Origin of the sequence: Streptomyces carminius, assembly GCF_002794255.1 — a bacterium.
In the GTDB taxonomy this organism is placed as follows: Bacteria; Actinomycetota; Actinomycetes; order Streptomycetales; family Streptomycetaceae; genus Streptomyces; species Streptomyces carminius.
Map to the genome: position 1 here is coordinate 184863 of NZ_PGGW01000058.1, position 26023 is coordinate 210885.

Below are 26023 nucleotides of genomic sequence, written 5' to 3' on the forward strand. Positions count from 1 at the left end.
GGTCGCCCGCCCGGGCCGGGATTCCCCGGGCCGGGCGGGCGGCATGCGCACGTGACGCGTGCATAGGCCGACTGACGGACCGTTGGGCGATTACCGACCTTGGGGCAGGGGCAGAGTCCGGGGTATGGGTTGGACGCACGACTACCGTGACGTGTCACGCGACATCCGGGAACAGAACAGCGCGCGGGGGATCTCCCCGCGACCTCCGCGGGAGCATCGCGAACTCCGCGATCCCCGCGATCCCCAACTCGGCATCCCGCACATCCTGCGCCGCCGCGCCCGCTGGGTCGGTGCGCGGCTGCGGCACACCACCCGCGGCTGACGGTGCCGCCGGGCCGACGGGAGCACCGCTGAGCCCACCGCCGGGACCGGCAGGGCCGACAGGGCCGGCACGACCGACGGCCCCGGCACGGCCTTTGGCCGCACCCCGGTGCGGTCCGGGAAGCCGGCCGGCTTCCCGGACCGCACCGGCACCGCACCGCCGTCACATCGCGCAGCCCTGGCTGTCCACCGGTCCCCGGGCGGCGAGCCCCTGCTCGATGTCCGGCCGCACCTCGTCGTAGGTGAGCGCGTAGCCGGTGCTGTCGTCCTCCAGGGACTTGGCGAAGATGACGCCGTACACCCTGCCGTCCGGGGTGAGCAGCGGGCCGCCGGAGTTGCCCTGCCGCACCAGCGCGTGCAGGGAGTAGACGTCGCGGTTCACCGTGCCGCGGTGGTAGATGTCCGGCCCGGTGGCCTGGATGCGTCCGCGCACCCGGGCGGAGCGCACGTCGAAGCCGCCGTTCTCCGGGAAGCCCGCGACGATCGCGTCGTCGCCCGTCCCCGCGTCGTCCGTCACGAAGCGCAGCGCGGGCGCGTCCAGTGACGGCACGTCGAGCACGGCTATGTCGCGCTCCCAGTCGTAGAGGACGACCCTGGCGTCGTACAGCCTGCCCTCGCCGCCCACCTGCACCGTCGGCTCGTCGACCCCGCCGACCACGTGCGCGTTGGTCATCACCCGCCCGTCGGCGAAGACGAAGCCCGTGCCCTCCAGCACCTTGCCGCAGCTCGGGGCCGTACCCACCACCTTGACGACGGACCGCTTGGCGCGGGCGACGGCCGGACTGTTCACCAACGCCGGGTCCGGAGGCTCCACGGAGGTGATCGGCTCGTTGGCGAACGGCGAGAAGACCTGCGGGAAGCCGTTCTGCGCCAGCACCGAGGTGAAGTCCGCGAACCAGGTGTTCGCCCCTTCCGGCAGCGTCTTCGAGACGCCCTGCAGCACCGCCGAGCCGCGGACCTCGCGGGCGAGGGTGGGCAGTGTGGTGCTCGCCAGCGCCGAGCCGATCATCCAGGCGACCAGCAGCATGGCCACGACGTTCACCAGCGCGCCGCCGGTCGCGTCCAGGGCCCGCGCCGGCGACCAGGTGATGTACTGCCGGAGCCGGTTGCCCAGATGGGTGGTGAGCGCCTGGCCGACCGAGGCGCACACGATCACCACGACCACCGCGCCGACCACGCCCGCCGTCCCGGGCGACGCCCCGTCGGTGATCTCGCTCCAGATCACCGGCAGCAGATAGACCGCGACGAGCCCGCCGCCGAGGAAGCCGACCACCGACAGCACGCCCACCACGAAACCCTGGCGGTAGCCGACGATCGCGAACCACACGGCGGCGAGCAGCAGCAGTACGTCCAGCACGTTCACGTCGCCCACCGTCTCATGCGCGCCAGTCGAGAGGGACACACCGGTCGGTGTCCCACGGCTGTTCCCAGCCGGCGAAGTGCAGGACCCGGTCGATGATCCCGGCCGTGAAGCCCCAGACCAGCGCACCGCCGACGAGGAAGCACGGGCCGCGGAAACCGCTGGGGTGCACCGCGGTGGCCCGGTTGGCCGGGTCCACCAGGTCGGCCACGGGCACGGTGAACACCCGGGCCGTCTCGGCCGGGTCCACCGGCGCCACCGGACTCGGCTCCCTCCACCACCCCAGTACGGGTGTGACGACGAATCCGCTCACGGGGATGTAGACGCGCGGCAGCCGGCCGAAGACCTGCACCCCGGCCGGGTCGAGCCCGGTCTCCTCCTCGGCCTCCCGCAGCGCGGCACGCAGCGGCCCGTCGCCCTCCGGGTCCCCGTCCTCCGGGTCCAGCGCGCCGCCGGGGAAGGACGGCTGCCCGGCGTGCGAGCGCAGGTTGGAGGCCCGCTCGATCAGCAGCAGCTCGGGGCCGCCGTCCCCGCCTCCCGCACCGTTCCCGCCGTCCGCGCCGTTCCCGCCGTCCGCACCGCTCCCGCCGAAGAGCATCAGGACGGCCGACTGCCGTCCGCGCCCGTCCGGCGGCGGCAGGAAGCGGCTCAGCTGCCCGGGCCGTACGGTCGCCGCCGCCTCGGCCACCGGGCGCAGCCAGGACGGCAGCCCCCGGCCGGTCACGGGGACGGGCCCGGAAACGGCGGCGGAGCAGTCGCACGTCCCCCGTGTGTCCCTCATGTCCGCCTCACTCCGCGCCGAGCGGCGGCGCGGGCCGCCCGGGGTAGTCCGCCGGCGGCTTCAGCCGCTGGCCGGGCGCGCCGCCCATCTCGTACTTCAGCAGCTTCCGCGCCTTCTCCGGATCCGTCTCGCCCTCCCCGTACGAGGGGCACAGCGCGGCGATCGGGCAGGCACCGCAGGCAGGCCTGCGGGAGTGGCAGATCCGGCGGCCGTGGAAGATCACCCGGTGCGAGAACATCGTCCACTCCTTCTTGGGGATGATCTCGCCGATCTCGGCCTCGACCTTGTCGGGGTCGGTCCGCTCGGTCAGCTTCCAGCGGCGCACCAGCCGCCCGAAGTGGGTGTCCACGGTGATGCCGGGCCTGCCGAACGCGTTCCCCAGCACCACATGGGCCGTCTTGCGGCCGACACCGGGCAGGGAGACCAGGTCCTCCAGTCCGCCCGGCACCTCGCCGCCGAAGCGGTCGCGCAGCGCCGCGGAGAGTCCGAGCAGCGACCTGGCCTTGTTGCGGAAGAAGCCGGTGGGCCGGATCAGCTGCTCCAGCCGCTCGGGGTCGGCCGCGGCCATCTCCTCCGGGGCGGGGTAGGCGGCGAAGAGGGCGGGGGTGGTCTGGTTCACCCGCAGATCGGTGGTCTGGGCGGACAGGACGGTGGCGACCAGCAACTGGAAGGGATTCTCGAAGTCCAGTTCGGGGTGGGCGTAGTAGTACACCTCGGCGAGCTCGCGGTTGATGCGCCGGGCCCGGCGGACCATGGCGAGCCGCGACTCCGGCCTGCCGCCGCCCGCCGCTCTCACCGCCGTCCCCCGTTCGGCCGATACCTGTTCGCCCTCGGCTGAATCGCGGGATGAGCCACGGGACACCGTCACCCGCCCGCCCCCTTTCCTTCCGTCGTCCTGCCGTGCCCTGCCGTACCCTGCCGTTCCCGCCCCGGCGCAGCGGGGCGTTGACCACCCGGCCAGCGTACGGGGGAGCACCGGCCACCGTCCCGGCCACCACCGGTTCGGAGGCCAAACGGCCCCCTGAGGCACGTGCTCGGGCACCAGTGCGTCAAACTTGTGACTGATCGCACTGTTCTACCGTCCGGCATCATGGGGGCGACAGTCCCCCAGGGCAGGTCGACAAGGAGAGAACTCGTGGACGACGTTCTGCGGCGCGCCCCGCTCTTCGCGGCGCTCGACGACGAGCAGGCAGCCGAGCTGCGTGCCTCCATGGCGGAGACGACGCTGGCACGCGGTGAGGCCCTGTTCCACGAGGGCGAGCCCGGCGACCGGCTGTACGTGGTGATCGACGGCAAGGTCAAGCTGCACCGCACCTCCCCCGACGGCCGCGAGAACATGCTGGCCGTCCTGGGCCCCGGCGAGCTGATCGGCGAGCTGTCCCTGTTCGACCCGGGCCCGCGTACGGCCACGGCCACCGCGCTGACCGAGGTCAAGCTGCTCGGCCTGGGCCACGGCGACCTCCAGCCCTGGCTGAACGCCCGCCCCGAGGTCGCCTCCGCGCTGCTGCGCGCCGTCGCCCGGCGGCTGCGCCGCACCAACGACTCGATGTCCGACCTGGTCTTCTCCGACGTCCCCGGCCGGGTCGCCAAGGCCCTGCTGGACCTCTCCCGCCGCTTCGGCGTGCAGTCGGAGGAGGGGATCCACGTGGTGCACGACCTCACCCAGGAGGAGCTGGCCCAGCTCGTCGGCGCCTCCCGCGAGACGGTCAACAAGGCCCTGGCCGACTTCGCCAGCCGCGGCTGGCTGCGGCTGGAGGCGCGCGCGGTCATCCTGCTGGACGTGGAGCGGCTGGCGAAGCGCTCCCGCTGACCCCGGCGCCCCCGCGCCGGACGCCCGGCGCCGTACGGCCGGCACGGCGGCACGCCGCCGCCCGTCCGGCAGTTCCGCCACCGTGTTCGCCACCGTGTTCGCCACCGTGTCAGCCGCCGTCAGACCAGGCCGTGCTCCTCCAGATACTCCAGTTGCGCCCGCACCGACAGCTCGGCGGCCGGCCACAGCGCGCGGTCCACGTCCGCGTAGACGTGCGCCACGACCTCCTCCGCCGTGCGGTGGCCGTTCTCCACCGCCGTCTCCACCTGCGCGAGCCGGCTCGCCCGGTGGGCCAGGTAGTACTCGACGGCCCCCTGCGCGTCGTCCAGCACCGGGCCGTGCCCCGGCAGGACGGTGCGCACCCTGTCCTCGGCGGCGGCCACGGTCAGTGAGCGCAGCCGCCGCAGCGAGTCCAGGTACTCGCCCAGCCGTCCGTCGGGGTGGGCGACCATCGTCGTGCCCCGGCCCAGGACCGTGTCGCCGGTGAGCACCGCGCCGTCGGCGGGCAGCAGGAAACTGAGCGAGTCCGCGGTGTGCCCCGGGGTCGGCACCACCCGCAGCTCCAGTCCGCCGGTGGTGATCACGTCCCCGGCCCGCAGCCCCTCCTCCCCCAGCCGCAGCGCCGGGTCGAGCGCGCGTACGGTCGAGCCCGTCAGCGCCGCGAAACGGGCGGCGCCCCCGGCGTGGTCCGCGTGACCGTGGGTCAGCAGCGTCAGCCCCACCCGCCGTCCGGACCGCTCGACGGTGTCGGCCACCCGGCGCAGATGGCCCTCGTCCGGCGGACCGGGGTCGACGACGACCGCCAGCGACGAGCCGGGCTCGGCGACGATCCAGGTGTTGGTGCCGTCCAGCGTCATCGGCGAGGGGTTGGGCGCGAGCACGCACACCGCACGGGCGGTGCCCGTGCCGTCGATCGCGCCGCCGCGCGGCCGGCCGGGCGGGATGGCGGCGTCGGTCATCCTGCCTCTCCCCCGTTCGCTGCCCTGTCCCGTGCTCCGGACGGTGCCCCGCGGCCCTCTTCTCCGGACGGCTCCGCCGGCACGTGCCTGGTGAACTCCTCGTGTCCCGGCCAGCGCAGCACCACCCGCTCCCCGCCTGCCCCGTCGTCCTCCAGATACGCCCTGGCCAGCACCGGCGCCAGATCCCGCTCCCGGGCGGCGGCCAGCGCCCCGGCCACCCCGGCGTACGGCAGCAGCTGCCGCAGGGTGGCGATCGTCGGGGGCATCATCAGCAGCTCGCCCCGGTCGTAGCCGGCCGCCGCCTCGGCCGGGCGGAGCCACACCGCGCGGTCGGCCTCGCCGGAGGTGTCGCCGGAGACGTCGCGGGTGCGCTGGCCCTCGGGCAGCGCGGCCACGAAGAACCAGGTGTCGTAGCGGCGCGCCTCGAACTCCGGGGTGATCCAGCGGGCCCAGGCGCCCAGCAGATCGCTGCGCAGCACCAGCCCGCGGCGGACGAGGAAGTCCGCGAAGGACAGCTCGCGGGCGATCAGGGCGACCCGGTCGGCCTCCCAGTCCGCGCCGGTGGTGTCGGCGACGACGGTGTCCGCGTCCGGGCCGGCCAGCAGGACGCCGGCCTCCTCGAAGGTCTCGCGCACGGCGGCGCACACCACGGCCTGCGCGACCGTCTCGGGCACCCCGAGCCGCCGCGCCCACTCCGCACGCGCCGGACCGGCCCAGGCGACCGCGAGCCGGTCGCTCTCGTCGCGCGGGTCGACCCCGCCGCCCGGATAGGCGTACGCGCCCCCTGCGAAGGCCATGGAGGTGCGGCGGCGCAGCAGGTGGACGGCCGGGCCGCCGTCGGTGTCCCGCAGCAGCAGCACCGTCGCCGACCGGCGCGGCGGTACGGGGACGATCCGTCCCGCGGCCAGGGCGCGGATGCGTTCGGGCCACTCGGGCGGATACCACTGCCCGTCCGGCCGCCCGCCCGGAGCGGGCGGCGGCTGCGGCGGCTGCGGCGGCTGCGGCGGCTGCGGGGACGAGGAGGGCGGGGATGACGGCGTCGACGGCATGGCCGGATCGTAAGACGGCGGGCCGCGGTGTTCGAGCCGGACGCCCGAACACCGCGGCCCGTACCGCGCACACCGCACCGGCGCCGCGCCCGCCCCGGCTCCGGACGGGCTCAGTCCTCCGACCAGTCCACCAGCTCGACCAGGACCTCCACCTCGACCGGCGCGTCGATCGGCAGCACGGAGACGCCCACCGCGCTGCGCGCGTGCACGCCCCGGTCGCCGAAGACCTCACCCAGCAGCTCGCTGGCACCGTTGACCACACCGGGCTGGCCGGTGAAGTCCGGCGCGGAGGCGACGAAGCCCGTGACCTTCACCACACGGGCGACCCGGTCCAGGCTCCCGGCGACCGACCGCACCGCCGCCAGGGCGTTCAGCGCGCAGATCCGGGCCAGCTCCTTGGCCTCCTCCGGCGACACCTCGGCGCCGACCTTGCCGGTCGCCGGCAGCTTGCCGTCGACCAGCGGCAGCTGCCCGGAGGTCTGGACGTAGGAGCCGGAGCGCACCGCCGGGGCGTACGCGGCCAGCGGGGCCGCCACCTCCGGCAGGGCGATCCCCAGCTCGGCCAGCCTGGCCTCGGCGCCCGCGGAACCGGACCCGGTGCCGCCCTTCCTCACTGCTTCTCCCGCTTGAGGTAGGCCACCAGCTGCTCCGGGTTGGGGCCGGGCACCACCTGGACCAGCTCCCAGCCGTCCTCGCCCCAGGTGTCCAGGATCTGCTTGGTCGCGTGCACGAGCAGCGGCACGGTCGCGTATTCCCACTTCGTCATGGGCCCGACCTTAGTACCTTCCCGGTCCCCGCTCCCCCCGCCCGCCCTGGCTCCCGCCTCTCCCACCCGCCCTGCTCGCGTTCCCCCACCATGGCCCATCCCCACGCGTACTCCGCCGCGCCGGTGGTTAGGCTCGCAAGGGTGAGCAGGCTGCATGTGGTGACCGGCAAGGGCGGGACCGGCAAGACGACGGTCGCCGCCGCACTCGCGCTGGCGCTCGCCGAGGAGGGGCGACGCGTCCTCCTGGTGGAGGTCGAGGGGCGGCAGGGCATCGCCCAGCTCTTCGAGACGGAGTCGCTGCCCTACGAGGAGCGCAGGATCGCCACCGGCCCGGGCGGCCGCGGCGAGCTGCACGCGCTGGCCGTCGACGCCGAGCGGGCCCTGCTGGACTACCTGCAGATGTTCTACAAGCTCGGTGGCGCGGGACGGGCCCTGAAGAAGCTCGGCGCGATCGACTTCGCCACCACCATCGCCCCCGGGGTGCGCGACGTGCTGCTCACCGGCAAGGTCTGCGAGGCGGTGCGCCGCCGCGACCGCCGCGGGCGGTTCGTCTACGACGCGGTGGTGCTGGACGCGCCGCCCACCGGCCGGATCACCCGTTTCCTCGCGGTCAACGACGAGGTGGCCGGACTGGCCCGGGTCGGCCCGATCCACAACCAGGCCCAGGCCGTGATGCGGGTCATCAAGTCGGCCGAGACCGCCGTGCACCTGGTGACGCTGCTGGAGGAGATGCCGGTCCAGGAGACCGTGGACGGCGTGGCCGAACTGCGTGCCGCGGGGCTGCCGGTGGGCCGGGTCTTCGTCAACATGACGCGTCCGGCGGTGCTGGACCGGGCCTCCGTGCACGCCGCCGGGGAGTCCCGCACCGAGCTGGCCAGGTCGCTGTCCCGGGCCGGGCTGGGCGGCGCGCGGCGCGGGGGCCGGGCGGAACAGCTCGTCGAACCGCTGCTGCGCCAGGCTCACGAGCACGCCGAACGGGTGGCGCTGGAGGGCGAGCTGCGCGCCGAGATCACGGCGCTGGGGCTGCCCGCGTACGAGTTGGAGTTCCTGGCCGAGGGCGCCGATCTGCCCGGTGTCTGCCGACTGGCCGGCGAGCTGCGCGAACAGGGGGTGTCGAGGTGACGGCACGGACGGCGGGTCCGACAGGGAAAGCGGGGACGGCGGGGACGGCCGGACGTCCGGCGCGCGGCGAGCTGCCGGTGCTGGAGGTCGATCCGCTGATCGACGACCCCGGGACCCGGATCGTGGTCTGCTGCGGCGCCGGCGGCGTCGGCAAGACGACGACGGCCGCGGCCCTGGGCGTACGGGCGGCGGAGCGGGGCCGGAAGGTCGTCGTCCTCACCATCGACCCGGCCCGCCGGCTGGCCCAGTCGATGGGACTGACCGAACTGGACAACACCCCGCGCCGGGTGAAGGACGTGGGCGGCCCGGCGGGCGGCGAACTGCACGCGATGATGCTGGACATGAAGCGGACCTTCGACGAGATCGTCGAGTCCCACACCGACCCCGAGCGGGCCCGCGCCATCCTGGAGAACCCCTTCTACCAGTCGCTGTCGGCCGGTTTCGCGGGGACGCAGGAGTACATGGCGATGGAGAAGCTCGGCCAGCTCCGCGCCGAGGGCGAGTGGGACCTCATCGTCGTCGACACCCCGCCGAGCCGGTCCGCGCTGGACTTCCTGGACGCGCCCAAGCGGCTGGGGTCGTTCCTGGACGGCAGGTTCATCAGGGTGCTGATGGCCCCGGCGAAGGCGGGCGGCCGGGCCGGACTGAAGTTCATGAACCTGGGGATGACCGGGCTGTCGATGTTCACCGGCACCCTCAACAAGCTGCTCGGCTCCGGGCTGCTGCGCGACATGCAGACCTTCGTGGCCGCCATGGACACGATGTTCGGCGGCTTCCGCACCCGGGCCGACGCCACCTACCGGCTGCTCCAGGCCCCGGGCACGGCGTTCCTGGTGGTGGCGGCGCCGGAGCGGGACGCGCTGCGGGAGGCGGCGTACTTCGTCGAGCGGCTGGCCGCGGACCGGATGCCGCTGGCCGGGCTGGTGCTGAACCGGATGCACGGCAGCGAGGCCGTCCGCCTCAGCGCGGAGCGGGCGCTGGCCGCCGCGGAGATTCTCGAGGACGACGGCATTGTGGATCACCCGGACGGGAAGGGTGGTGGAGAACAGGCCGCCTCCGACACCGCCTCCTCCGGCTCCCCCGCCCCTTCCGGCGAGTCCTCCGCATCCCCCGCGGCAGGCTCCCCGGCCGCCGGCTCCCCCGCCACGGCCGAACGGCTGGCCGCGGGCATGCTGAGGCTGCACGCCGAGCGGATGCAGGTCCTGGCACGCGAGCGGCGCATGCGGGACCGCTTCGCCGCGCTGCACCCCGAGGTGCCGGTGGCCGAGGTGGCGGCCCTGCCCGGCGACGTCCACGATCTGGACGGGCTGCGGTCGATCGGTGAGCGGCTCGCGTCGCAGCACGACGCGTCCGCCTGACCGTCCGCATCCGCGCCCGGCCGGGGCGGCGGTTCCCGGGGCGGGTCAGCCCGCCGCGGCGTAGTCGCCCTCGTACTGGTGCGCCTCGTACTCCCGGGATTCGACCTCCACGGGCAGCAGTCCGGAGCCGCGCTCGTACTCACTGCGCGCGGTCTCCAGGAGCCGCCGCCAGGAGGTGACCGTCGGGCGGCGGCGCAGCAGCGCTCTCCGTTCCCGCTCGGTCATCCCGCCCCAGACGCCGAACTCCACTCGGTTGTCGAGGGCGTCGGCCAGGCATTCGGTGCGCACCGGGCATCCGGTGCAGACCGCCTTGGCGCGGTTCTGGGCCGCCCCCTGTACGAACAGTTCATCCGGATCGGTAGTGCGACAGGCCGCCTGCGCACTCCAGTCGGTTACCCAGCCCATGCCGGCGCCGTCCTCTCCCGAATATCGAGGCTCCCCCACGGCGGCAGACGGCATATTCACCGCTGCCAGGGCAGGACGTTACGGAAGGCGGGCAGGGCGCAACACCCCCGACGGGCCCAATCTTGAATGGTCCGAACGGACTATGGGTACGCGGCAGATCACCCAACGGAGTGAGCGGGGAACGACCGGCACTTTCTCCCCATAAAGGGACATCTCCCCGGCGAAGCGAGGGAATCTGACCGGAAGTCTGCTGACATAGGATTTCAATCCGGTCACACCTCAACACCCGATGGAGTGAGTTGGGGGTTGACAAGGAACCTGGTGACCGTGTCAGACGTGATACAGCGTAGGCGAACACTCGCTCACCTGTCCGGCGATTGAGAACGTAGGCTGCTCCTCATGGCAAACAAGCGCTCGGGTGGCGGACTGACCGGTCCCCAGCAGGCCGCCAAGTTCCTCGGTGTCAGCGTGCTCGCGGGAGCGGTGATGGCCGGTGTCGCGCTGCCCGTGGCCGGCGGCCTCGGGCTGGCCGCGAAGGGGGCCGTCGAGAACTTCGACGAGATCCCCGTCGACTTCAAACGGCCCCCGCTGAGCCAGAAGAACCGGATCCTCGACGCCGAGGGCGAGCTGATCGCCACCGACTACTACCGCGACCGCACGGTGGTGCCGCTGGAGAAGATCGCCCCGCCCATGCGGAAGGCGATCATCGCCATCGAGGACTCGCGCTTCTACGAGCACGGCGCCGTCGACCTCAAGGGCATCCTGCGCGCCCTCAACAAGAACGCTCAGCAGGGCGAGGTCTCCGAGGGCGGTTCGACCCTCACCCAGCAGTACGTCAAGAACGTCTTCGTCGAACAGGCCGGGGACGACCCGGAGAAGGTCGCCGAGGCGACCCAGCAGACCATCGGGCGCAAGATCCAGGAACTGCAGTTCGCGATCCAGGTGGAGGAGGAGCTCACCAAGGACCAGATCCTGGAGAACTACCTCAACATCACCTTCTTCGGACAGCAGGCGTACGGCATCGAGGCCGCCGCCCGGCGCTACTTCTCCAAGCCCGCCGCCGACCTCGGGCTCCACGAGGCCGCGCTGCTGGCCGGGCTCGTCCAGTCCCCCACCCGCTACGACCCCCTCAACAACGAGGAGGACGCCCTCAAGCGGCGCAACGTGGTGCTCGAGCGCATGGCCGAAACGGGCGCCGTCAGCCGCAAGGAGGCCGACGCGGCGAAGCAGCGGGACCTCGGGCTGAAGATCAGCAGGCCCAAGAGCGGCTGCATCACCTCCACCGACAAGGCGGGCTTCTTCTGTGACTACGTCCGCAAGGTCGTCCTGACCGACCCGGCCTTCGGCAAGACCGAGGAGGAGCGCCGGGAGCGCTGGAAGCGCGGCGGTCTGACGATCCACACCACGCTCTCGCCCAAGGCGCAGAAGGCCGCGGCCAAGGCCGCCACCAGCAAGGTCTACGAGGACGACCCGGTGGCCGCCTCCGTGGTCCAGGTGGAGCCCGGCACCGGCAAAATCCTCTCGATGGCCCAGAGCCGCCCGTACGGCCTGGACCAGAAGAAGAACCAGACCACGCTCAACCTGGCGGTCAACAACGCCATGGGCGGCAGCACCCACGGCTTCCAGGTCGGCTCGACCTTCAAGCCGATCATCGCCGCCGCCGCCCTGCAGAAGGGCATCAACCCCACCCACACCTACAGCAGCGACTGGAAGACCACTTTCAAGGAGAGCGACTTCACGGTCTGCGGCAACAAGCCCTACGGCACCAAGGAGTGGCCGGTCGAGAACGAGCTGGAGTCCGAGAAGGGCTCCTGGGACATGACCAGCGCGCTCGGGAAGTCGATCAACACCTACTTCGCCAACCTGGGGCAGAAGGCCGGTCTGTGCGACGTCGTGAAGATGGCGGGGAAGATGGGCGTCAAGCGCGGCGACGGCCAGCCCGTCGAGCAAAGGCCGTCAATGCTCCTGGGCGGCCAGAACATCAGTCCGCTCGCCATGGCCGCCGCCTACGCCACGTTCGCCAACCGCGGCACCTACTGCTCCCCGGTCGCCATCGAGAAGGTCGTCGACGCCGACGGCAAGAAGCTGTCGGTGCCCAGGACCAAGTGCGAGCGGGCGATGTCCGAGCACACCGCGGACTCCATCAACAAGATGCTCAAGGGCGTGGTGGAGGACGGCACCGGTACGGCGGCCGGGCTCTCGGACCGCGACAACGCGGGCAAGACCGGTACGACGGACGGCCGCAAGGACGCCTGGTTCGTCGGCTACACCCCGAACCTCTCCACCGCGGTCTGGGTCGGTGACGACGTCGGCACCCCGCGGGAGATGTTCGACATCACCATCGGCGGCCAGTACTACCCCAAGGTCTGCGGCGGCTGTCTGCCCGGGCCCATCTGGAAGACCGCGATGACCGGCGCCCTGAAGGGCGAGTCGGTGGAGTCCTTCAACGACGTGCACGTACCGCGCGGCAGGACCAAGGAGGACAAGCCCGGCGACGGCGACGGCGACGGCGACGGCGGGCGGAACGACAACCGGCCCGGCGGCGAGCGCCCCGGCCGTCCCTCCATCCCCGGCCCGGGCTTCACCTTCGGGCCCGACCTGACGGCCGGCGGCACCACCGACGGCGGCACCGAGACCATGGGCGGGAACACCAACGCCGGCGGCAACACCAACGGCGGCGTCACCCCCACCGGCGAGCCCGGGGGCTTCCCCGGCGGTTTCGACAACGGCGGTGCCGACAGCGGCGGTTGGCAGGATGGCGGCCAGGACGGCGGCTGGGGTCCCAGGTAACGCACAACCGACCGCGACCGTCCCACCAGGAACGCGGGAAGGGGTGTCCCGGCCGGCAACACCGGCCGGGACACCCCTTCCGTCGTTCTCCCGCGTCCTTCGCGCCCGGCGTACGGGCGGGACCTCCCCGTACGCCGTCGCGTCGGCGGTCAGCCCGCCAGCCTCCTCTTGACCGCGGCGGCCACCCGGCCGCCCTCCGCCCGTCCGGCCACCTTCGGGTTCACGATCTTCATCACGGCGCCCATGGCCTTCGGCCCCTCGGCCCCGCCGGCCCTCGCCTCCGCCACCGCCTCGGCCACCAGCGCGTCCAGCTCCTCGTCGGTGAGCGGCTTCGGCAGGTACTCGGCGAGCACCTCGCCCTCGGCCCGCTCCCGCTCGGCCTGCTCGGGACGCCCGCCCCCGGCGAAGGCCTCCGCGGCCTCGCGCCGCTTCTTGGCCTCCCGGGCGATGATCTTCTCGACCTCGGCGTCGGACAGCTCACGGGCCGTCTCGCCCGCCACCGCCTCCTTCTGGATCGCGGTCAGCGTGAGCCGGAGGGTGGCGGAGCGCAGCTCGTCGCGCGCCCTGATCGCCGCGGTGAGGTCGTCCTGAAGCCGGGTCCTGAGCGTGGTCATGCCGGAAGTGTGCCAGGAGGCGGCCCCGAACGCCCACCGCATTCCGCCGCGCCGCCCCGGCTTCCCCCGCCTCCCCCCGGCCTCCGCAGCCTCCGTGCGGCGCGGCGTCGGCCGTTCGGGGGCCGCACCCGGCGCGTACGTCTGCGACCATGAACACATGCCTGCGCGATACCCGCTCTCCCTCAAGGTCCCCCTCGGCATCACGGCGGTCGGCGCGGCCTGCCTCGTCTACTCGGCGGGCATCGAGGCCCGTGCCTTCCGGCTCCGCCGCGTCACCGTCCCCGTGCTGCCGCGCGGGATGCGGCCGCTGCGCGTGCTCCAGGTCTCCGACATCCACATGGTCGGCGGACAGCGCAAGAAGCAGCGCTGGCTCCAGTCGCTGGCCGGGCTCCGCCCGGACTTCGTGGTCAACACCGGCGACAACCTCTCGGACACCGAGGCCGTCCCCGAGGTCCTGGACGCGCTCGGCCCGCTGCTGGAGTACCCAGGCGCGTACGTCTTCGGCTCCAACGACTACTACGGACCCAAGCCGCGCAACCCCGCCCGCTACCTGGCGGAGAAGACCAGTGGCCGCCACGGCCTCAACGGCAACCCGCCGGCCGTCGGCGCCATCCACAACCCGTGGGAGGGCATGCGTGACGCCTTCGACGAGGCCGGCTGGGTCGGCCTGTCCAACACCCGCGGCCGGCTCAAGCTCGACACCGGCGAGGAGATCGCCCTCACCGGCCTGGACGACCCGCACATCAAGCGCGACCGATACGACGAGGTGGCGGGCGGCCCGGAGGACGACGCGGACCTGTCCCTGGCCGTGGTCCACGCCCCGTACCTGCGCGTCCTGGACGCCTTCACCGCCGACGGCTACCCGCTGATCCTGGCCGGCCACACCCACGGCGGCCAGCTCCGCGTCCCCTTCTACGGCGCCCTGGTCACCAACTGCGACCTGGACACCGGCCGCGCCCGGGGTCTGTCCCACCACGAGGCGGGCGGCCACCGCGCCCACCTGCACGTCTCGGCGGGCTGCGGCGCCAACCGCTACACCCCGTTCCGCTTCGCCTGCCCCCCGGAGGCCACCCTCCTCACCCTGACCGAACGCCCCTGACCGGCCCCGGGCCCCGCTCCGAGAGCTGCCCACACCCCACCCCGGCACCCGGGAAACCGGATTTCTCCTGAGCACGGGCGTGGGCTAGAGTAGTCCTCGTTGCTCCGGGGTGTGGCGCAGCTTGGCAGCGCGCTTCGTTCGGGACGAAGAGGTCGTGGGTTCAAATCCCGCCACCCCGACAGAGAAACACCAGCTCAGGGGCCTGATCCGCATAGCGGATCGGGCCCCTGGCGCTTTCCGGGGGTGCTTGGGAGCCGCCTGGGAGACGTTCTTGGTCGGCTTCTTCCAGTGGCGGGCGACGAGGCCGCGTGAAATGCGGCGGCCAAGAAGCTGTTGTCTTTCCGAACCTGGCCGTCTCTTCCCGCTGGTCAGGCATGGAAAGCCGCACTGCTCAGACTGCCTTGAGCATCCTGACATCGGACTTCGGCAAGCCGATCGGGGTAGGGGAGGCCGAGGCGATTCGTGAAGATCACACCGGGAACGAACCGGTTACGGCACAGGCCAACGAATGGGATCTGGGCTGCGGCAACGGTGTGGCGTTCATCGACAGCAACGGCACCTTCAACGTGCAGTACTACTGCGGGTCCACGTGCACGCTGTCCTGGGGCTTCGAGCTGTCCGCAGCCAGTCAGAATACGGTGGTGGGCGACATCAACGAAACGGGGCCTCGCCGGTGGCGCAACGGCTCATTCGCCGGCCAGAGTGCCCGGCACTCCGTTCCGCCGAACTACCAGATCCACGGCACATTGAAGCCCGTTTACGACAAAATCCGGATCAAGTACCAGGACTACATCATCCGGCGCCACAACATCGGTCCGGGCGGCACCGCCTCCCCGACCTTCGCCGGTCGACTCAACCTCACGAACTAGGACAATGCCCGCACCCGAAGACGAAATCCACCGGCTGGCCCAAGCGATCCTCGACCGCTTGGGCCAGTCCGGTCAGTCCTGGCACGTCACGGAGACCGCACCCGTCGGTCGCACCCCCTTCAGGATGCCGGAGGAAGCTCTGGACGGCGTGGCCGCCGTCGAATCCGAGGTCGTGTTCATCGCCGACAGCGCAGCCGAGCAGCCGGAGACCCTCGCGGCGCATTTCACGCTGGGAGTGGACCGCGCGGAGGCCGTCATGTCTCTCGCCTCCCAACTGCAGGACCATCTCATCGAAGCCTCAAGCGGTGATCCGATTCCCCCCTGCCCCGGACACCAGCACCCTCTGGTGGCCCACGTCGTCGCCGGGGAGCCTGTCTGGGAATGCCCGAAGTCCCCGGTTCATCATCGAGAACTCATCGTTCCGCCCGGCTGAGCGGCATATGGTTCGGCGATTCCCGCCGAACTGGCCGCCGCCGCCCTGCCCTTCATCGGGCCCTGACCGGACGCGCAGCGGTGCCGCAGCCGTGGTGGCGGCCTGGCGAAGGCAGGCCACACCCCAGGGTTCAGAAGCTGTTGCTCTAGTGGTGAGCATTGGTTCGAGGACGGGGACTCGGCTGGGTGATCTTCGGCCGGTGCAGGCATGAAGACAGGGCCTCCTGTCCAGCTCGGGATCGCTGAAGTCCTTCGAGCGCCAGGAGGCCCTGTGCCGCAGTCTTCCGTCCGGATGGTCGGCGAGTCCAACTCGGTTGCCCGGTCGTGTGACTGTCTCGCGCACCGGTTCGGAAACGCCGCGGACCGGCCGCACAGGAGACCGACGTACCCGTCGGACATGACGGACGCCGAATGGGCGGTGGTGAGGGACCTGCTGCCGGTGCCGGGATGGCTGGAGGGCCGGGGCGGGCAGCCGGAGGGCTACTGCCACCGGCAGATGATCGATGCGATCCGCTACCTGGTGGACAACGGGATCAAGTGGCGGGCGATGCCGGCCGACTTCCCGCCGTGAGAGCGGGTCTATGCCTTCTTCCGCCGCTGGCGCGAGCGCGGCCTGGCCGCCGAGTTCCACGACCGGCTGCGGAGCCGGGTCCGCCACAGCGCCCGCGGCCAGGGCCTCGGCCAGCTCCGCCAACGCCACCACCCGGCGCTCCAGCACCGCCTCCGCCTCCCGCGGCTCGGCCTGCAGCGCCTCCACCCGCTGCCGGGCAGCACGTTCCCGCTCCTCCAGCAGCCCCATCACCGACGGCACCCGGCACCTCCACCGAGAGGACGACACGATGTGTCATCGCTGCCGTCGAGACACCAACTCCATGCCCGGCCAGCGGAAATGATACGGCAGCCTCAAAAGGGCACAAAAGGACAAAAGCTTCCCACGCCTGATGCCGGATGGAAGTCGGATCCGGCCTGGCGCTGAAGCGTGCAGCCGCGCCGGGAACAACGGGTCCGGCCGGCACTGTTGCACCGGCCGAGGGATCGGCGCTGCACGGGCGGGGAACCTCGGAGACCACAAGGCCGTCTGCCCCGACAGGACCAGGGTCCCGGGATCGCGGTACGCCCGCCGCACACTCGGACCGAGACGTATTTCTGCAGGAGGACTGCTTGATGACTGGCCGGCCCTTGACGCTCATGGCGGTACACGCCCACCCCGACGACGAGGCCACCGGAACCGGAGGGGTCCTCGCGCGGTACGCGGCGGAAGGCATCCGCACGGTTCTCGTGACGTGTACCGACGGCGGTTGCGGTGACGGAGCGGGGGGTGTCAAGCCGGGCGATCCCGGGCACGATCCGGCGGCCGTCGCACTGATGCGCCGTCAGGAACTCAGGGCGAGCTGTGACGTCCTGAAGGTCAGCGATCTGGAGATGCTGGACTACGCCGACTCCGGGATGGCGGGCTGGCCGAGCAACGACGCCCCCGGATCCTTCTGGCAGACCCCCGTGGAGGAAGGCGCGGCCCGACTCGCGGAACTCATGCGGCACTACCGACCTGACGTGGTCGTCACCTACGACGAGAACGGCTTCTACGGCCACCCCGACCACATCCAGGCCCACCGCATCACGATGGCGGCGCTGGAGATGACCGCGCTGACACCGAAGGTGTACTGGACCACGGCGCCCCGCTCGATGATGCAGCGGTTCGGCGAGATCATGCGCGAGTTCCATCCGGACATGCCGGAGCCGGATCCTGCCGAGGCCGCCGCGATGGCCGAGATCGGCCTCCCCGACGATGAGATCACCACATGGGTGGACACCACCGCGTTCAGCGGCCAGAAGTTCGACGCGCTGGCCGCGCACGCCAGTCAGGGCGAGAACATCTTCTTCCTCAGGATGGGCAAGGAGAAGTTCGGCGAGTTGATGGGCATGGAGACCTTCGTGCGTGTCCAGGACGCCACCGGCGCGGCCGTACCCGAGAACGATCTCTTCGCCGGACTGCGCTGACCCACTCATCCGGGACGCAGCACCGGGTGAACTGGCTCAGCCGTCCCTGGATGGCCTCACGGTCCTTCTCGGAACGTGCGGAGTGGAGCACCTCCGGTTCGGTGAGGTCGCACAGGGCGGCCGGTCCGGCGCCCATCCGCCGCTCCCGTTCCCCGGTTGCCCGGCGCGGCAGGGTGCGGACCAGGACCGACGTGCCGACGTGTCGACGAGGTGGTCGGCCACGCTCACCGGGCGGAACCACCTCGGTGGCTGCGCTTGCCGAGGAGGAGCTCGGCATCGAGGGCGCCTTCGTCCGCGAGGTCCTGCGACTCGTGCAGGACTCGCAGGTGGCCATTGCGGGCCGAACCGCTCGTAGCGGCCGGCTCCCGTGGGCCGGGGTCACCCGGCGGCCGGAGGAACCGGGAGGAGGCGGGTGATGTCGACGGTGCCTGTTCCGGTCTGCGGCTGGGGGATGAGGAGCCACAGGGCCGCCAGCGCGGCGAAGGTGACCATGAGGGCGGCGAGCCCGGTGCGGCTCTTCGCCCAGCGGGCCCGGTACCGGACCGGGTCCTCCACCAGCACCTTGGAGAGCCGGGCGGCGGCGGTGGAGACGGCGAGGACGACGGCCGTACGGCCCCAGCCCGACAGGCCGAGGCGTTCCTCGCTCAGCAGCAGGAGGACGGGCCAGTGCCACAGGTAGAGGCTGTAGGAGAGCAGGCCGAACCAGCGCAGGGGAGGCGCGGCGAGGAGGCGGCCGGCCGGGCTCCGGGGCGCCCGGGCGAGGAGGCCGGTGAGCAGGGCGGCGGCCAGCGCGTGGAGGAAGAGTCCGCCCTGGAACAGGGAGAGGTCGTCCTGTCCGTCGGCGGTGGCCCAGTACGCCCCGATCCCGCACACCAGGACCGCACCCGCCCAGCCGGCCGCGCGGTCTCCCACCCGGGCCAGGAGGCGGGAGGCCGGTGCCGTGGCCGCCAGGGCGCCGAGGAGGAGGGAGAAGGCGCGGGTGTCGGTGCCCTCGTAGACGCGTGTGGTGTCGGTCGGGACGGTGAGAGCGATCATGAGGGCCAGCGAGACGGCGGCGCCGGCCGCGGCCAGAACGGCGACGCGCCGGTGCGCGGCGCGGCCGCGGGCCGCGAGCCCGAGGAGCAGCGGCCAGACCAGGTAGAACTGCTCCTCGACGGCGATGCTCCACAGATGGGCGAAGACCCGGGTGTCGGCCGAGTCCCAGTAGCCGACCTGGTCGGAGACGAAGTGCCAGTTGGCGAGGTTCGCCGCCACCCACGGCGCGTCGTCCAGAGCGTGGCGGAGCAGGAGCGGCGGGCCGAACGCCCAGGTGAGGACCAGGGTCCCCGCGATCATGACGGCGAGCGCGGGAAGCAGGCGGCGTGCGCGCCGCCCCCAGAAGGCGACCAGGTCGATCCGGCCGTCGCGGGCCCGGGTCTCCTTCAGCAGAAGGCCGGTGATCAGGAAGCCGGACAGCACGAAGAACAGGTCGACGCCCAGGAAGCCGCCGCCCAGGTGGCCGGTGTGGAAGAACAGCACGCCCAGGACGGCCAGCCCGCGCAGCCCGTCCAGCGGTGCGATGTGCCGTGTCGCGGACGGTCCCGGGGCGGCGGCGGCCGCGGGAGCGGCGGGAGCGGTACGGGCACGGCGGGCGGCGCGTACCGGCGGGAGCTGAGCGGGCATGAATCTCTCTCGGGAAAGGGGAGGGGGCAGGACGGGGCAGGACGGGACGTGCCCAGGGGGAATGGGACGGGGCCGGGGCGCGGCGGGCGGTCGCCCGCCGCGTCGCGGGCTACCGGCAGCCGAGTCGGCCGTAGATCTCGTCGCCGGTCCACTCCCCGTTCGCCCACTCCTTCGCCGGGGCCGGGGCGAAGTCGTGGAGCTCGCCCAGCTCCTCGCCGAACCACTTGGCGAACGCGGCCGAGCCCTGCTGGCAGGAGTGGACGCCGTCCCCGCTGCGCTGCGCCCGGTCCGCCGTGCTGTCGGTGCCCCACAGGGCGGCAGAGTCGAGGAAGTGGACGGTGTCCGGGTGCTTGTCCGCGACCTCCTCGGCGGACTTCGGCGCGGTCCTGATCTCGGCCTCGTGCGGCTTGTAGAACTCGTCCATCCTGATGGGCGGCGCGGACACGATGAGGAGTTCGGCGCCCGCGTCGTTCACCGTCCCGGCCAGCCGCTCGTAGGCGGTGCGCTGTTCGTCGGGAGTGCCCCAGTCGTAGCTGGAGATCTGGTAGGCGACGACGTCCGGGGCGAAGGACTCCAGTTTCCGCGGGAGCGACTTCCAGGTCGGTTCCGCGACCTCACCGACGACGCCGCCGCCCCCGGTGGCGGCCATGGACGCGAACTCCACCCGGGCCGCCTCCAGCGCCGCGCCGAGGGCGGGAGCCTCGACCTCGGCGATGGAGTCGCCCATCCACAGCAGTCGCTGTGGCCTCGCGCCGTTCCCCAGGGTGCCGGACGGCTGCCCGTCGGCGGTCGCGCCGGTGCCGCGGTCGGCGGCGGAACCGGAGCCGGAACCGTCGTCGGCTCCGCCGCAGGCGGTGAGGCCGAGTACGGCCGCCGCGGCGGCGAGGGCGAGTCCGGCGGTGCGGCGGGCGGGGCGCACGGGGCGCGGGGCGGAAGTGGTCCTGGTGGTCTCGTTGTTCATGTCCTCAGCAGAACCCGCGCGACCGCCGCCCGGACGGCCCGTCATCGTTTCATCATGTGATGCGGAAACGGGCGTCATACGCTTCGAGCACCCTGGTGGAACAAGGCAGCCGGCCCGAGAAGAGTGCGTCACCCATGGCACGAGTCCTGCTCATCGAAGACGACCCCGCCGTGCAGCGGGGCGTCACCCTCGCGCTGCGGCGCCGGGGCCACGAGGTGGAGGTCGCCGGCAGCGGCGAGACCGGGCTGCCGGCCCTGGAACGCCGGCGGCCCGACCTGGTGCTGCTCGATCTGATGCTGCCGCGGATGAGCGGTCTGGAGGTGTGCCGCCGGATCCGGGAGGACAAGCAGATCCCCATCATCATCCTCTCCGCGCGCGGCGACGAGATCGACATGGTCGTCGGCCTGGAGGCGGGCGCCGACGACTACATCGTCAAACCGGCCGGCGCGGAGATCATCGAGGCCCGGATGAAGGCCGTCCTGCGGCGGGTGGCGCCCGCCCAGGACGCATCGTCGGCGCACCCGGCGACGGGGGCGGAGCACCACGCGGACCTCACCGTGGACCGCACCACCCTGGTGGTGTCCAAGCGCGGCACCGAGCTGGCCCTCGCCCCCTCCGAACTCAAACTGCTGCTGTTCCTCACCGCCTGCCCCGGTCAGGTCCACAGCCGCCAGCAGCTCCTGGAGCAGGTCTGGGAACACTCCTTCTACGGCGACGCCCGCCTCGTCGACGCCTGTGTGATGCGGCTGCGCGCCAGGATCGAGGACGATCCGCGCAGGCCGGTGTACGTGCAGACCGTCCGCGGCTTCGGCTACCGCTTCGGGCCCGTCCGGTGAGGATCACCGGGCCACGCCTCCCCAGGGGGCTGCGGGCGCGGTTCGTCGTGGCCTTCCTCCTGGCGACCGCCTTCGGCGCGCTGCTCACCGCGGGCCTCACCTTCCACCAGGCCCGCTCGTCCATCCTGGAGCGCAGCCGGAGCACCGCCGTAGCCGACCTGCGCGTCCAGCTCGGCTCCCTCACCCCCGGTCTGGCCTTCCCGCCCGGCACCGGGGAGCTGCGCGGCCTGGCCCACCAGCTCGACCAGGTCGGCGGCTCCCGGGCGTGGCGCTCCTCGGCCGCGTACCGGGACGGCGAGCCGGTGTCGGCCTCCCCCGGCACGCCGCCCGTGCCCGAAGCGCTCCGCGAGGCCGTCCGGGAGCGGGGCCGGGCGGTGTACCAGCACATCGAACACGACGGCCGGCCCTGGCTGGCCGTCGGCATGCCCGTCGCCTACGCCGACGACCCCGGACGGCCCGGTGACGGGGGCGACGGCGGGAGCGGCAGCGGCAGCGGCAGCGGCAGCGGGGAGGACGAGCGGGGCGGGCTCTCCGGGCTGGCCGTGTACGCGTCCTTCCCCCTCGACGACGAGCGGGCCGACATCGCCGCCCTGCTCACCGCGGCCCGGACCGGGGCGGTTCCGGCCCTCGCCGTCGCCGTGGTCCCGGCCCTGTTCGCGGCCCGCGGCGTCCTGCGCCCCGTTAGGCGTCTGCGCCGCGGCGCCGAACGCATCGCCTCCGGCGAGTTCGGCACCCGCCTCGGTGTCGCGGGCCGCGACGAACTCGCCGATCTGACCCGCTCCTTCAACACCATGGCCGAGACCCTGCAGCGGGACGACGCGGAGCTGCGCCGCATGGAGGCGGGCGCGCGCCGCTTCGCCGCCGACGTCTCCCATGAACTGCGCACCCCGCTGGCGGCCATGGCCGCCGTCACCGAGGTCCTCGACGAGGACGCCGCCTCCGGTGTGCTGCCCGCGGACACCGCCGACGCCGTCCGGCTGATCAGTGAGGAGATCCGCTCCCTCGCCCGCATGACCGAGGACCTGATGGAGATCTCCCGCTTCGACGCCGGGGCCGCCCCGCTGCGCGCGGAGGAGCTGGACCTCCGCACTCTCGTGACCAAGACCCTCCAGTTGCGCGGCTGGTCCGGCGACGAGCGCGTCGGCGCCGACCTCCCGGCTCCGGTCCCGGTGCGTGCCGACCCCCGTCGCGTCGACGTCGTCCTGGCCAACCTGATAGGCAACGCGCTGCGCCACGGCCGGCCTCCGGTCACCGTCGCCGCCCGCGCCGAGGGCGGCCGGGCGGTCGTCACCGTCACCGACCGGGGGCCCGGCATTCCCGAGGACGTCCTCCCGCATGTCTTCGAGCGCTTCTACAAGGCCGACACGGCCCGCACCCGCTCGCGGGGCAGCGGCCTCGGCCTGGCCATCGCCCACGAGAACGCCCTCCTGCACGGCGGCACCCTGACCGCGGCCAACACCCCCGACGGTGCCTCCTTCACCCTCACCCTCCCCCTCGCCACCGCCCCGCGGGAGCAGTGATGACACACCCCCCGGCCCGCCCCCGGCGCGTCCCCCGTCCCGGGGCGGCCGTCCTCGGCGCCCTGGCCGCCCTGCTCGCGGCCGCGTCCGCCGCCGGCTGCGGGATCGCCCCCGCCGGGCCCGTACCGGCCGGGGCGCCGGCCTCCGGCGTCCAGCGGCCCGGCACCGAAGCCCGCCTCGTCCGCCTCTACTTCGCCGACTCCCACGGCATCCGCGCCGTCTCCCGCCCGGTGGAGCGCCCGCTCGGCCCGCAGCAGGCCCTCGACCTCCTCCTGGCGGGTCCCACCTCCGCCGAGCGCGGGCGCGGCCTGATCAGTCGGGTGCCGCCGATGGGCGGCCGGCTCACCGCCACGGCGGCCGACGGGGCCGTCGACATCTCCGTCCCGGTGACGGTCGCCACCGGCGAACTCGACGTCACGGCGGTCAGCCAGCTCGTCTGCACCGCCGCCCACGCCGAAGTGCCCGGCGACCGGCCCCCCACGCGGGTCGACGTCCGCATCCGCGAGGGCGGTGTCCACTCCCGGACGCACTGGACGGTCCGCTGCGGGCCCAACGGCAACGCGGTACCGGTGACCAACTGACGGGCTGACCGGCCACGGCCGCCGGCGTGACGGCCCGGCGTACACAGCCCGCCGCCGAGCGGGCACACCGGGCGGGACGCACCCAACCCGGCCGTACCGGCGCCGGACTCCCGGGCGGGAGCGGCGGCTTCCCCGTTGCCGGGGCCGGCCGTCCGCATCTCCAGTAACCTTCCGGCTACGCACAGTTGAGATCCCCGCGCGTGCCGCGTGGGCGACAAGGGGGTGTGCCATGGCGGTGACGCGGCGGTTGAGCCGGTTCGGGGACTGGTCCACGCTCCGGCCGATGTGCCACAGCGGGAGCCTGCGCGACCAGCAGCCCTTCTTCGCCGGTGCGGACGTGGGCAGCCGGATGGACCAGGTGCGCAGGGCGATCAACGACATCCGCGTCCACTGGGACCGGTATCCCGACTTCGTGGCCGATCTGCGGGAGTACCTGGAACGCCAGGCGGCCCGGGCCGGCACCGGAGGGAGCGACGGGGAGGACGGGGAGGGCGGGGAGGAGGACGGGCAGCGGGTCGCCGCGCTCTTCTCCGGTGTGAAGGAGTGGGCGGACCGGCGGGACCCCGGTGAGGACGACGGCGACGGCGACGACTACAGCGCGATCCGCCTCTACACCTCCCAGCCGGGCTACCGGCGGATCTTCGGCACGATCAACGCGGCGTTCCGGGACGCCGGCCTCACCCGCGACACTAAGGCGCTGCGCAGCGCGGCCTTCCTGGTCGAGCTGCTGAGCATCGACCTGTTCAACTACCGGCACCGGCACACCCACGCGGACAACTTCGAGGGCGTGGTCCACCGCGGCATGTGCGTCTCGGACGCCCAGCTGGGCAGGTTCGCCGAACTGGCCTCCGGCCCGGTGGACCAGCGCTATCTGTCCATCCCCCTGGCCATGGCGTCGGCCAGTACGGACCGCGCGAGCGCCCTGGCGTTCGCACTGGAGCAGGCCAGGAGGCATCCCGGGCGGCACCCCCTCCTCTGGGAGATCCGTGTCGCGGGCCTCCCCGCCGAACTGCTGGACGTCTACCGGGCGGCTTTCCCCCGCGGCACGGTCACCTCCATGTGCGCGGTGCCGATCGACCGGCTCTCCGACTACCCCTACGAGAAGGAGGTGCTGCTGCGCGGCCCCTTCTTCCAGATCCTCCGGCTGACCCGGAACACCGCGGGCCGCGGGGGCCGGGACGAGCCGACACACGTCGTCGAGGCCGTCATGCTCAACAGCAACCGCGACCACGTGAGCACCGTGGCGTCCGACGAGGGCGAGGACCGGCGCGCGCGGGACCTGTTCCGCACCCTCGTCACCCTCCACAGGTCCGCGCTGTGCGCCCAGTACGCCGGGGAGCGCGGCCTGGCCGGGGACGCGGCCGTCTACCGGTCGCTGCACTCCGGGAGCCGCGCGGCGCTCGACCGGCATCTGGAGCGGCCAGGAGGTGCCTCCCGGTGACCGGCACGCCGGCTCCCCCCGGAGCGGGGCAGCGCAGCTACGGCCTGTACCACCCGTACTTCCACGTCCGGGACGACCGGTGGCTCAAGGCCGCCGCGCTGTACTGGCCGCGCATCGTGCGCATGGTGCCCGAGGACTACGCGACCCGCGACTCCGAGACGGTGAAGGTGCTCACCGGTGAGCTGGGCTTCGTCGAGCGCCTCTCCCCCGGGGCCTCCGTGGCCTCGGTGGCGCCGCGCTTCCTGGAACTGGTGTCCGGACACGCCGACGCGCTCCGCCCCCGCCTCGGTGTCGGACAGGAGGACGCGGCACGCCTCCGGCATGCGGCGCGGCCCGGTGGCCCGGGACCGGGCCCGGGGCCGGCCCCGGGCGCCGTGCACCACGACCAACTGCGGCCGGAGGTCGTGGACGCCCTGGTGGACGCCGGGCTGGCCGTCAGGGGCCGCATCGACCTGTCGCACGAGGCGGACCGGCGGTGGGTGGTCATGGACGAGCGGCTGGTGGCGGTGTACACGAGCGTGCCGGCCGAGGACGTGGCGGCGGCCAACAGGCTCCAGCTCACCACCGACCGCCCCCACGCCTACGCGGTCGCCAACGGCTGGTCCGCGGACCGGATCGCGGAGGCACTGCTGGACGGCTTCGGGCCGGTGGGGCCCGGAACACCGGACCCCGGAAACCCGGAGGCCGCGGCCCCGGAGCGCGGGACCGAACTCGCCCAGCGGGTGGCCCTCCTCGCCCTGAACCTCGTCGTCCCCGAACACCTCGACCGGGTTCCGGTCCAGCGGATCGTGGCGCTCCGCAGACGCCACGAGCGGGAGTTCCTGGAGTTCGGGCGCGCGGTGGACCAGGCGGCGGCCGAACTCTCGGAGCTCGCCGGGATCAGTGACCCGAGGATCCTGGAGCAGTATCTGAGGGACGAGGTGGAGAGCCGCTTCGCGCTCCCCCTCAAGGCGCTGCGCCGCCACCTCCAGGAGCTGCGGCTGGGCGCGGCGACCATGGCGGTCAACGTCAGGACGCAGCTTCCCGCCACCTTGACCCTGGCCGGTGGCGCCTGGCTCGCCGGGCAGCCGGTGGTCGCGGGGACGACGGCCACCGCCCTGGGGCTGCTGACCGTCCGGCAGAGCACCCGGCAGCAGAAGGAGGAACTCCTCGGGGCGGCGGGGCCGGCGAGTTTCCTGCTCCACGCCCGGGGGGAACTGGGGGAGCGGAAGCTGCTGGCGCGGACGCTCGGCCGAATGGGGCGTATCGCCGGGACGGGCGGGTGACGGACGGGTGCCGGACGTCCGCCT

At 72.9% G+C, this 26023-nt stretch carries 26 protein-coding genes and 1 tRNA gene; 16 read left to right on the forward strand and 11 right to left on the reverse strand.

Annotated features, from left to right (window positions below):
* The first annotated feature begins 124 nt into the window (after positions 1 to 124).
* Positions 125 to 322 (forward strand): hypothetical protein, encoded by a 198-nt coding sequence (locus tag CUT44_RS17985; protein WP_100202897.1) that lies wholly within the window; start codon positions 125 to 127, stop codon positions 320 to 322.
* A gap of 162 nt (positions 323 to 484) precedes the next feature.
* On the opposite strand, the gene CUT44_RS17990 is transcribed toward CUT44_RS17985, so the two are convergent.
* The 3 genes from CUT44_RS17990 to nth are packed head-to-tail and all read right to left on the reverse strand — an operon-like array spanning position 485 to position 3258.
* Entirely contained in the window at positions 485 to 1684 is a 1200-nt protein-coding gene (locus CUT44_RS17990) for a MarP family serine protease (RefSeq protein WP_100203053.1), read from the reverse strand.
* Positions 1685 to 1697: 13 nt separating this feature from the next.
* The gene (locus tag CUT44_RS17995; RefSeq protein WP_100202898.1) at positions 1698 to 2462 is read right to left on the reverse strand and encodes an NUDIX hydrolase; all 765 of its coding nucleotides are present in this window, start codon (positions 2460 to 2462) and stop codon (positions 1698 to 1700) included.
* 7 nt (positions 2463 to 2469) lie between these two features.
* Positions 2470 to 3258, reverse strand: a complete 789-nt coding sequence (nth, locus tag CUT44_RS18000; protein ID WP_233221477.1) for an endonuclease III — start codon at positions 3256 to 3258, stop codon at positions 2470 to 2472.
* 339 nt (positions 3259 to 3597) lie between these two features.
* Between nth and CUT44_RS18005 the strand changes: the two genes are divergently transcribed.
* The gene (locus tag CUT44_RS18005) at positions 3598 to 4272 is read left to right on the forward strand and encodes a Crp/Fnr family transcriptional regulator (protein WP_100202900.1); all 675 of its coding nucleotides are present in this window, start codon (positions 3598 to 3600) and stop codon (positions 4270 to 4272) included.
* Positions 4273 to 4391: 119 nt separating this feature from the next.
* On the opposite strand, the gene CUT44_RS18010 is transcribed toward CUT44_RS18005, so the two are convergent.
* The 4 genes from CUT44_RS18010 to CUT44_RS18025 all read right to left on the reverse strand — a co-directional run bounded on the left by CUT44_RS18010 (position 4392) and on the right by CUT44_RS18025 (position 7046).
* Positions 4392 to 5231, reverse strand: coding sequence for an MBL fold metallo-hydrolase (locus CUT44_RS18010; RefSeq protein ID WP_100202901.1), 840 nt, complete (start codon positions 5229 to 5231; stop codon positions 4392 to 4394).
* Positions 5228 to 6280, reverse strand: coding sequence for an NUDIX hydrolase (locus tag CUT44_RS18015; RefSeq protein ID WP_158239627.1), 1053 nt, complete (start codon positions 6278 to 6280; stop codon positions 5228 to 5230). The genes CUT44_RS18010 and CUT44_RS18015 overlap by 4 nt, the downstream gene beginning before the upstream one ends.
* A gap of 110 nt (positions 6281 to 6390) precedes the next feature.
* Positions 6391 to 6894, reverse strand: a complete 504-nt coding sequence (locus tag CUT44_RS18020; RefSeq protein ID WP_100202902.1) for a RidA family protein — start codon at positions 6892 to 6894, stop codon at positions 6391 to 6393.
* Complete coding sequence (locus CUT44_RS18025; protein ID WP_100202903.1) at positions 6891 to 7046, reverse strand: DUF4177 domain-containing protein; 156 nt, start codon at positions 7044 to 7046, stop codon at positions 6891 to 6893. Before CUT44_RS18025 ends, CUT44_RS18020 begins: the two co-directional genes overlap by 4 nt.
* 141 nt (positions 7047 to 7187) lie before the next feature.
* On the opposite strand from CUT44_RS18025, the gene CUT44_RS18030 reads away from it, so the two are divergent.
* A complete protein-coding gene (locus tag CUT44_RS18030; RefSeq protein WP_100202904.1) occupies positions 7188 to 8168 on the forward strand; it encodes an ArsA-related P-loop ATPase in 981 nt (326 codons plus the stop codon).
* Positions 8165 to 9526, forward strand: a complete 1362-nt coding sequence (locus CUT44_RS18035; RefSeq protein ID WP_199185743.1) for an ArsA family ATPase — start codon at positions 8165 to 8167, stop codon at positions 9524 to 9526. The genes CUT44_RS18030 and CUT44_RS18035 overlap by 4 nt, the downstream gene beginning before the upstream one ends.
* 45 nt (positions 9527 to 9571) lie before the next feature.
* On the opposite strand, the gene CUT44_RS18040 is transcribed toward CUT44_RS18035, so the two are convergent.
* Entirely contained in the window at positions 9572 to 9931 is a 360-nt protein-coding gene (locus tag CUT44_RS18040; protein WP_100202905.1) for a WhiB family transcriptional regulator, read from the reverse strand.
* A 399-nt stretch (positions 9932 to 10330) separates the two neighbouring features.
* Here CUT44_RS18040 and CUT44_RS18050 point away from each other — a divergent pair, with 399 nt between their 5' ends.
* Positions 10331 to 12721: a transglycosylase domain-containing protein gene (locus CUT44_RS18050; RefSeq protein WP_100202907.1), complete on the forward strand. Its 2391-nt coding sequence runs from the start codon at positions 10331 to 10333 to the stop codon at positions 12719 to 12721.
* Positions 12722 to 12870: 149 nt separating this feature from the next.
* Here the strand turns inward: CUT44_RS18050 and CUT44_RS18055 are convergent, their stop codons facing one another.
* Positions 12871 to 13335, reverse strand: coding sequence for a GatB/YqeY domain-containing protein (locus CUT44_RS18055; RefSeq protein WP_100203056.1), 465 nt, complete (start codon positions 13333 to 13335; stop codon positions 12871 to 12873).
* 157 nt (positions 13336 to 13492) lie between these two features.
* Here CUT44_RS18055 and CUT44_RS18060 point away from each other — a divergent pair, with 157 nt between their 5' ends.
* The 6 genes from CUT44_RS18060 (at position 13493) to CUT44_RS18085 (ending at position 17733) form a co-directional block, all read left to right on the forward strand.
* Positions 13493 to 14434, forward strand: coding sequence for a metallophosphoesterase (locus CUT44_RS18060; protein WP_100202908.1), 942 nt, complete (start codon positions 13493 to 13495; stop codon positions 14432 to 14434).
* A gap of 105 nt (positions 14435 to 14539) precedes the next feature.
* A tRNA-Pro gene (locus tag CUT44_RS18065) sits at positions 14540 to 14613 on the forward strand.
* A 222-nt stretch (positions 14614 to 14835) separates the two neighbouring features.
* On the forward strand, positions 14836 to 15303 hold the full coding sequence (locus CUT44_RS18070; protein ID WP_100202909.1) for a hypothetical protein: 468 nt from the start codon (positions 14836 to 14838) through the stop codon (positions 15301 to 15303).
* Positions 15304 to 15307: 4 nt separating this feature from the next.
* A complete protein-coding gene (locus CUT44_RS18075) occupies positions 15308 to 15736 on the forward strand; it encodes a hypothetical protein (protein ID WP_100202910.1) in 429 nt (142 codons plus the stop codon).
* Positions 15737 to 16132: 396 nt separating this feature from the next.
* Positions 16133 to 16306, forward strand: coding sequence for a transposase (locus CUT44_RS34070; RefSeq protein ID WP_408646754.1), 174 nt, complete (start codon positions 16133 to 16135; stop codon positions 16304 to 16306).
* 593 nt (positions 16307 to 16899) lie between these two features.
* Positions 16900 to 17733, forward strand: a complete 834-nt coding sequence (locus CUT44_RS18085) for a PIG-L family deacetylase (RefSeq protein WP_100202912.1) — start codon at positions 16900 to 16902, stop codon at positions 17731 to 17733.
* 378 nt (positions 17734 to 18111) lie between these two features.
* Here CUT44_RS18085 and CUT44_RS18100 read toward each other — a convergent pair whose 3' ends face one another.
* A complete protein-coding gene (locus CUT44_RS18100; protein ID WP_100202913.1) occupies positions 18112 to 19395 on the reverse strand; it encodes an acyltransferase family protein in 1284 nt (427 codons plus the stop codon).
* Positions 19396 to 19504: 109 nt separating this feature from the next.
* A complete protein-coding gene (locus tag CUT44_RS18105; protein ID WP_100202914.1) occupies positions 19505 to 20356 on the reverse strand; it encodes an SGNH/GDSL hydrolase family protein in 852 nt (283 codons plus the stop codon).
* A 134-nt stretch (positions 20357 to 20490) separates the two neighbouring features.
* On the opposite strand from CUT44_RS18105, the gene CUT44_RS18110 reads away from it, so the two are divergent.
* From CUT44_RS18110 to CUT44_RS18130, 5 genes are all read left to right on the forward strand, one after another.
* Entirely contained in the window at positions 20491 to 21192 is a 702-nt protein-coding gene (locus CUT44_RS18110; protein WP_100202915.1) for a response regulator transcription factor, read from the forward strand.
* A complete protein-coding gene (locus CUT44_RS18115; protein ID WP_100202916.1) occupies positions 21189 to 22712 on the forward strand; it encodes a sensor histidine kinase in 1524 nt (507 codons plus the stop codon). The genes CUT44_RS18110 and CUT44_RS18115 overlap by 4 nt, the downstream gene beginning before the upstream one ends.
* On the forward strand, positions 22712 to 23293 hold the full coding sequence (locus tag CUT44_RS18120) for a GerMN domain-containing protein (RefSeq protein WP_100202917.1): 582 nt from the start codon (positions 22712 to 22714) through the stop codon (positions 23291 to 23293). Before CUT44_RS18115 ends, CUT44_RS18120 begins: the two co-directional genes overlap by 1 nt.
* Positions 23294 to 23522: 229 nt before the next feature.
* On the forward strand, positions 23523 to 24734 hold the full coding sequence (locus tag CUT44_RS18125; RefSeq protein ID WP_100202918.1) for a hypothetical protein: 1212 nt from the start codon (positions 23523 to 23525) through the stop codon (positions 24732 to 24734).
* Positions 24731 to 25999, forward strand: coding sequence for a DUF6236 family protein (locus CUT44_RS18130; RefSeq protein WP_100202919.1), 1269 nt, complete (start codon positions 24731 to 24733; stop codon positions 25997 to 25999). The genes CUT44_RS18125 and CUT44_RS18130 overlap by 4 nt, the downstream gene beginning before the upstream one ends.
* The last annotated feature ends 24 nt before the right edge of the window (positions 26000 to 26023 follow it).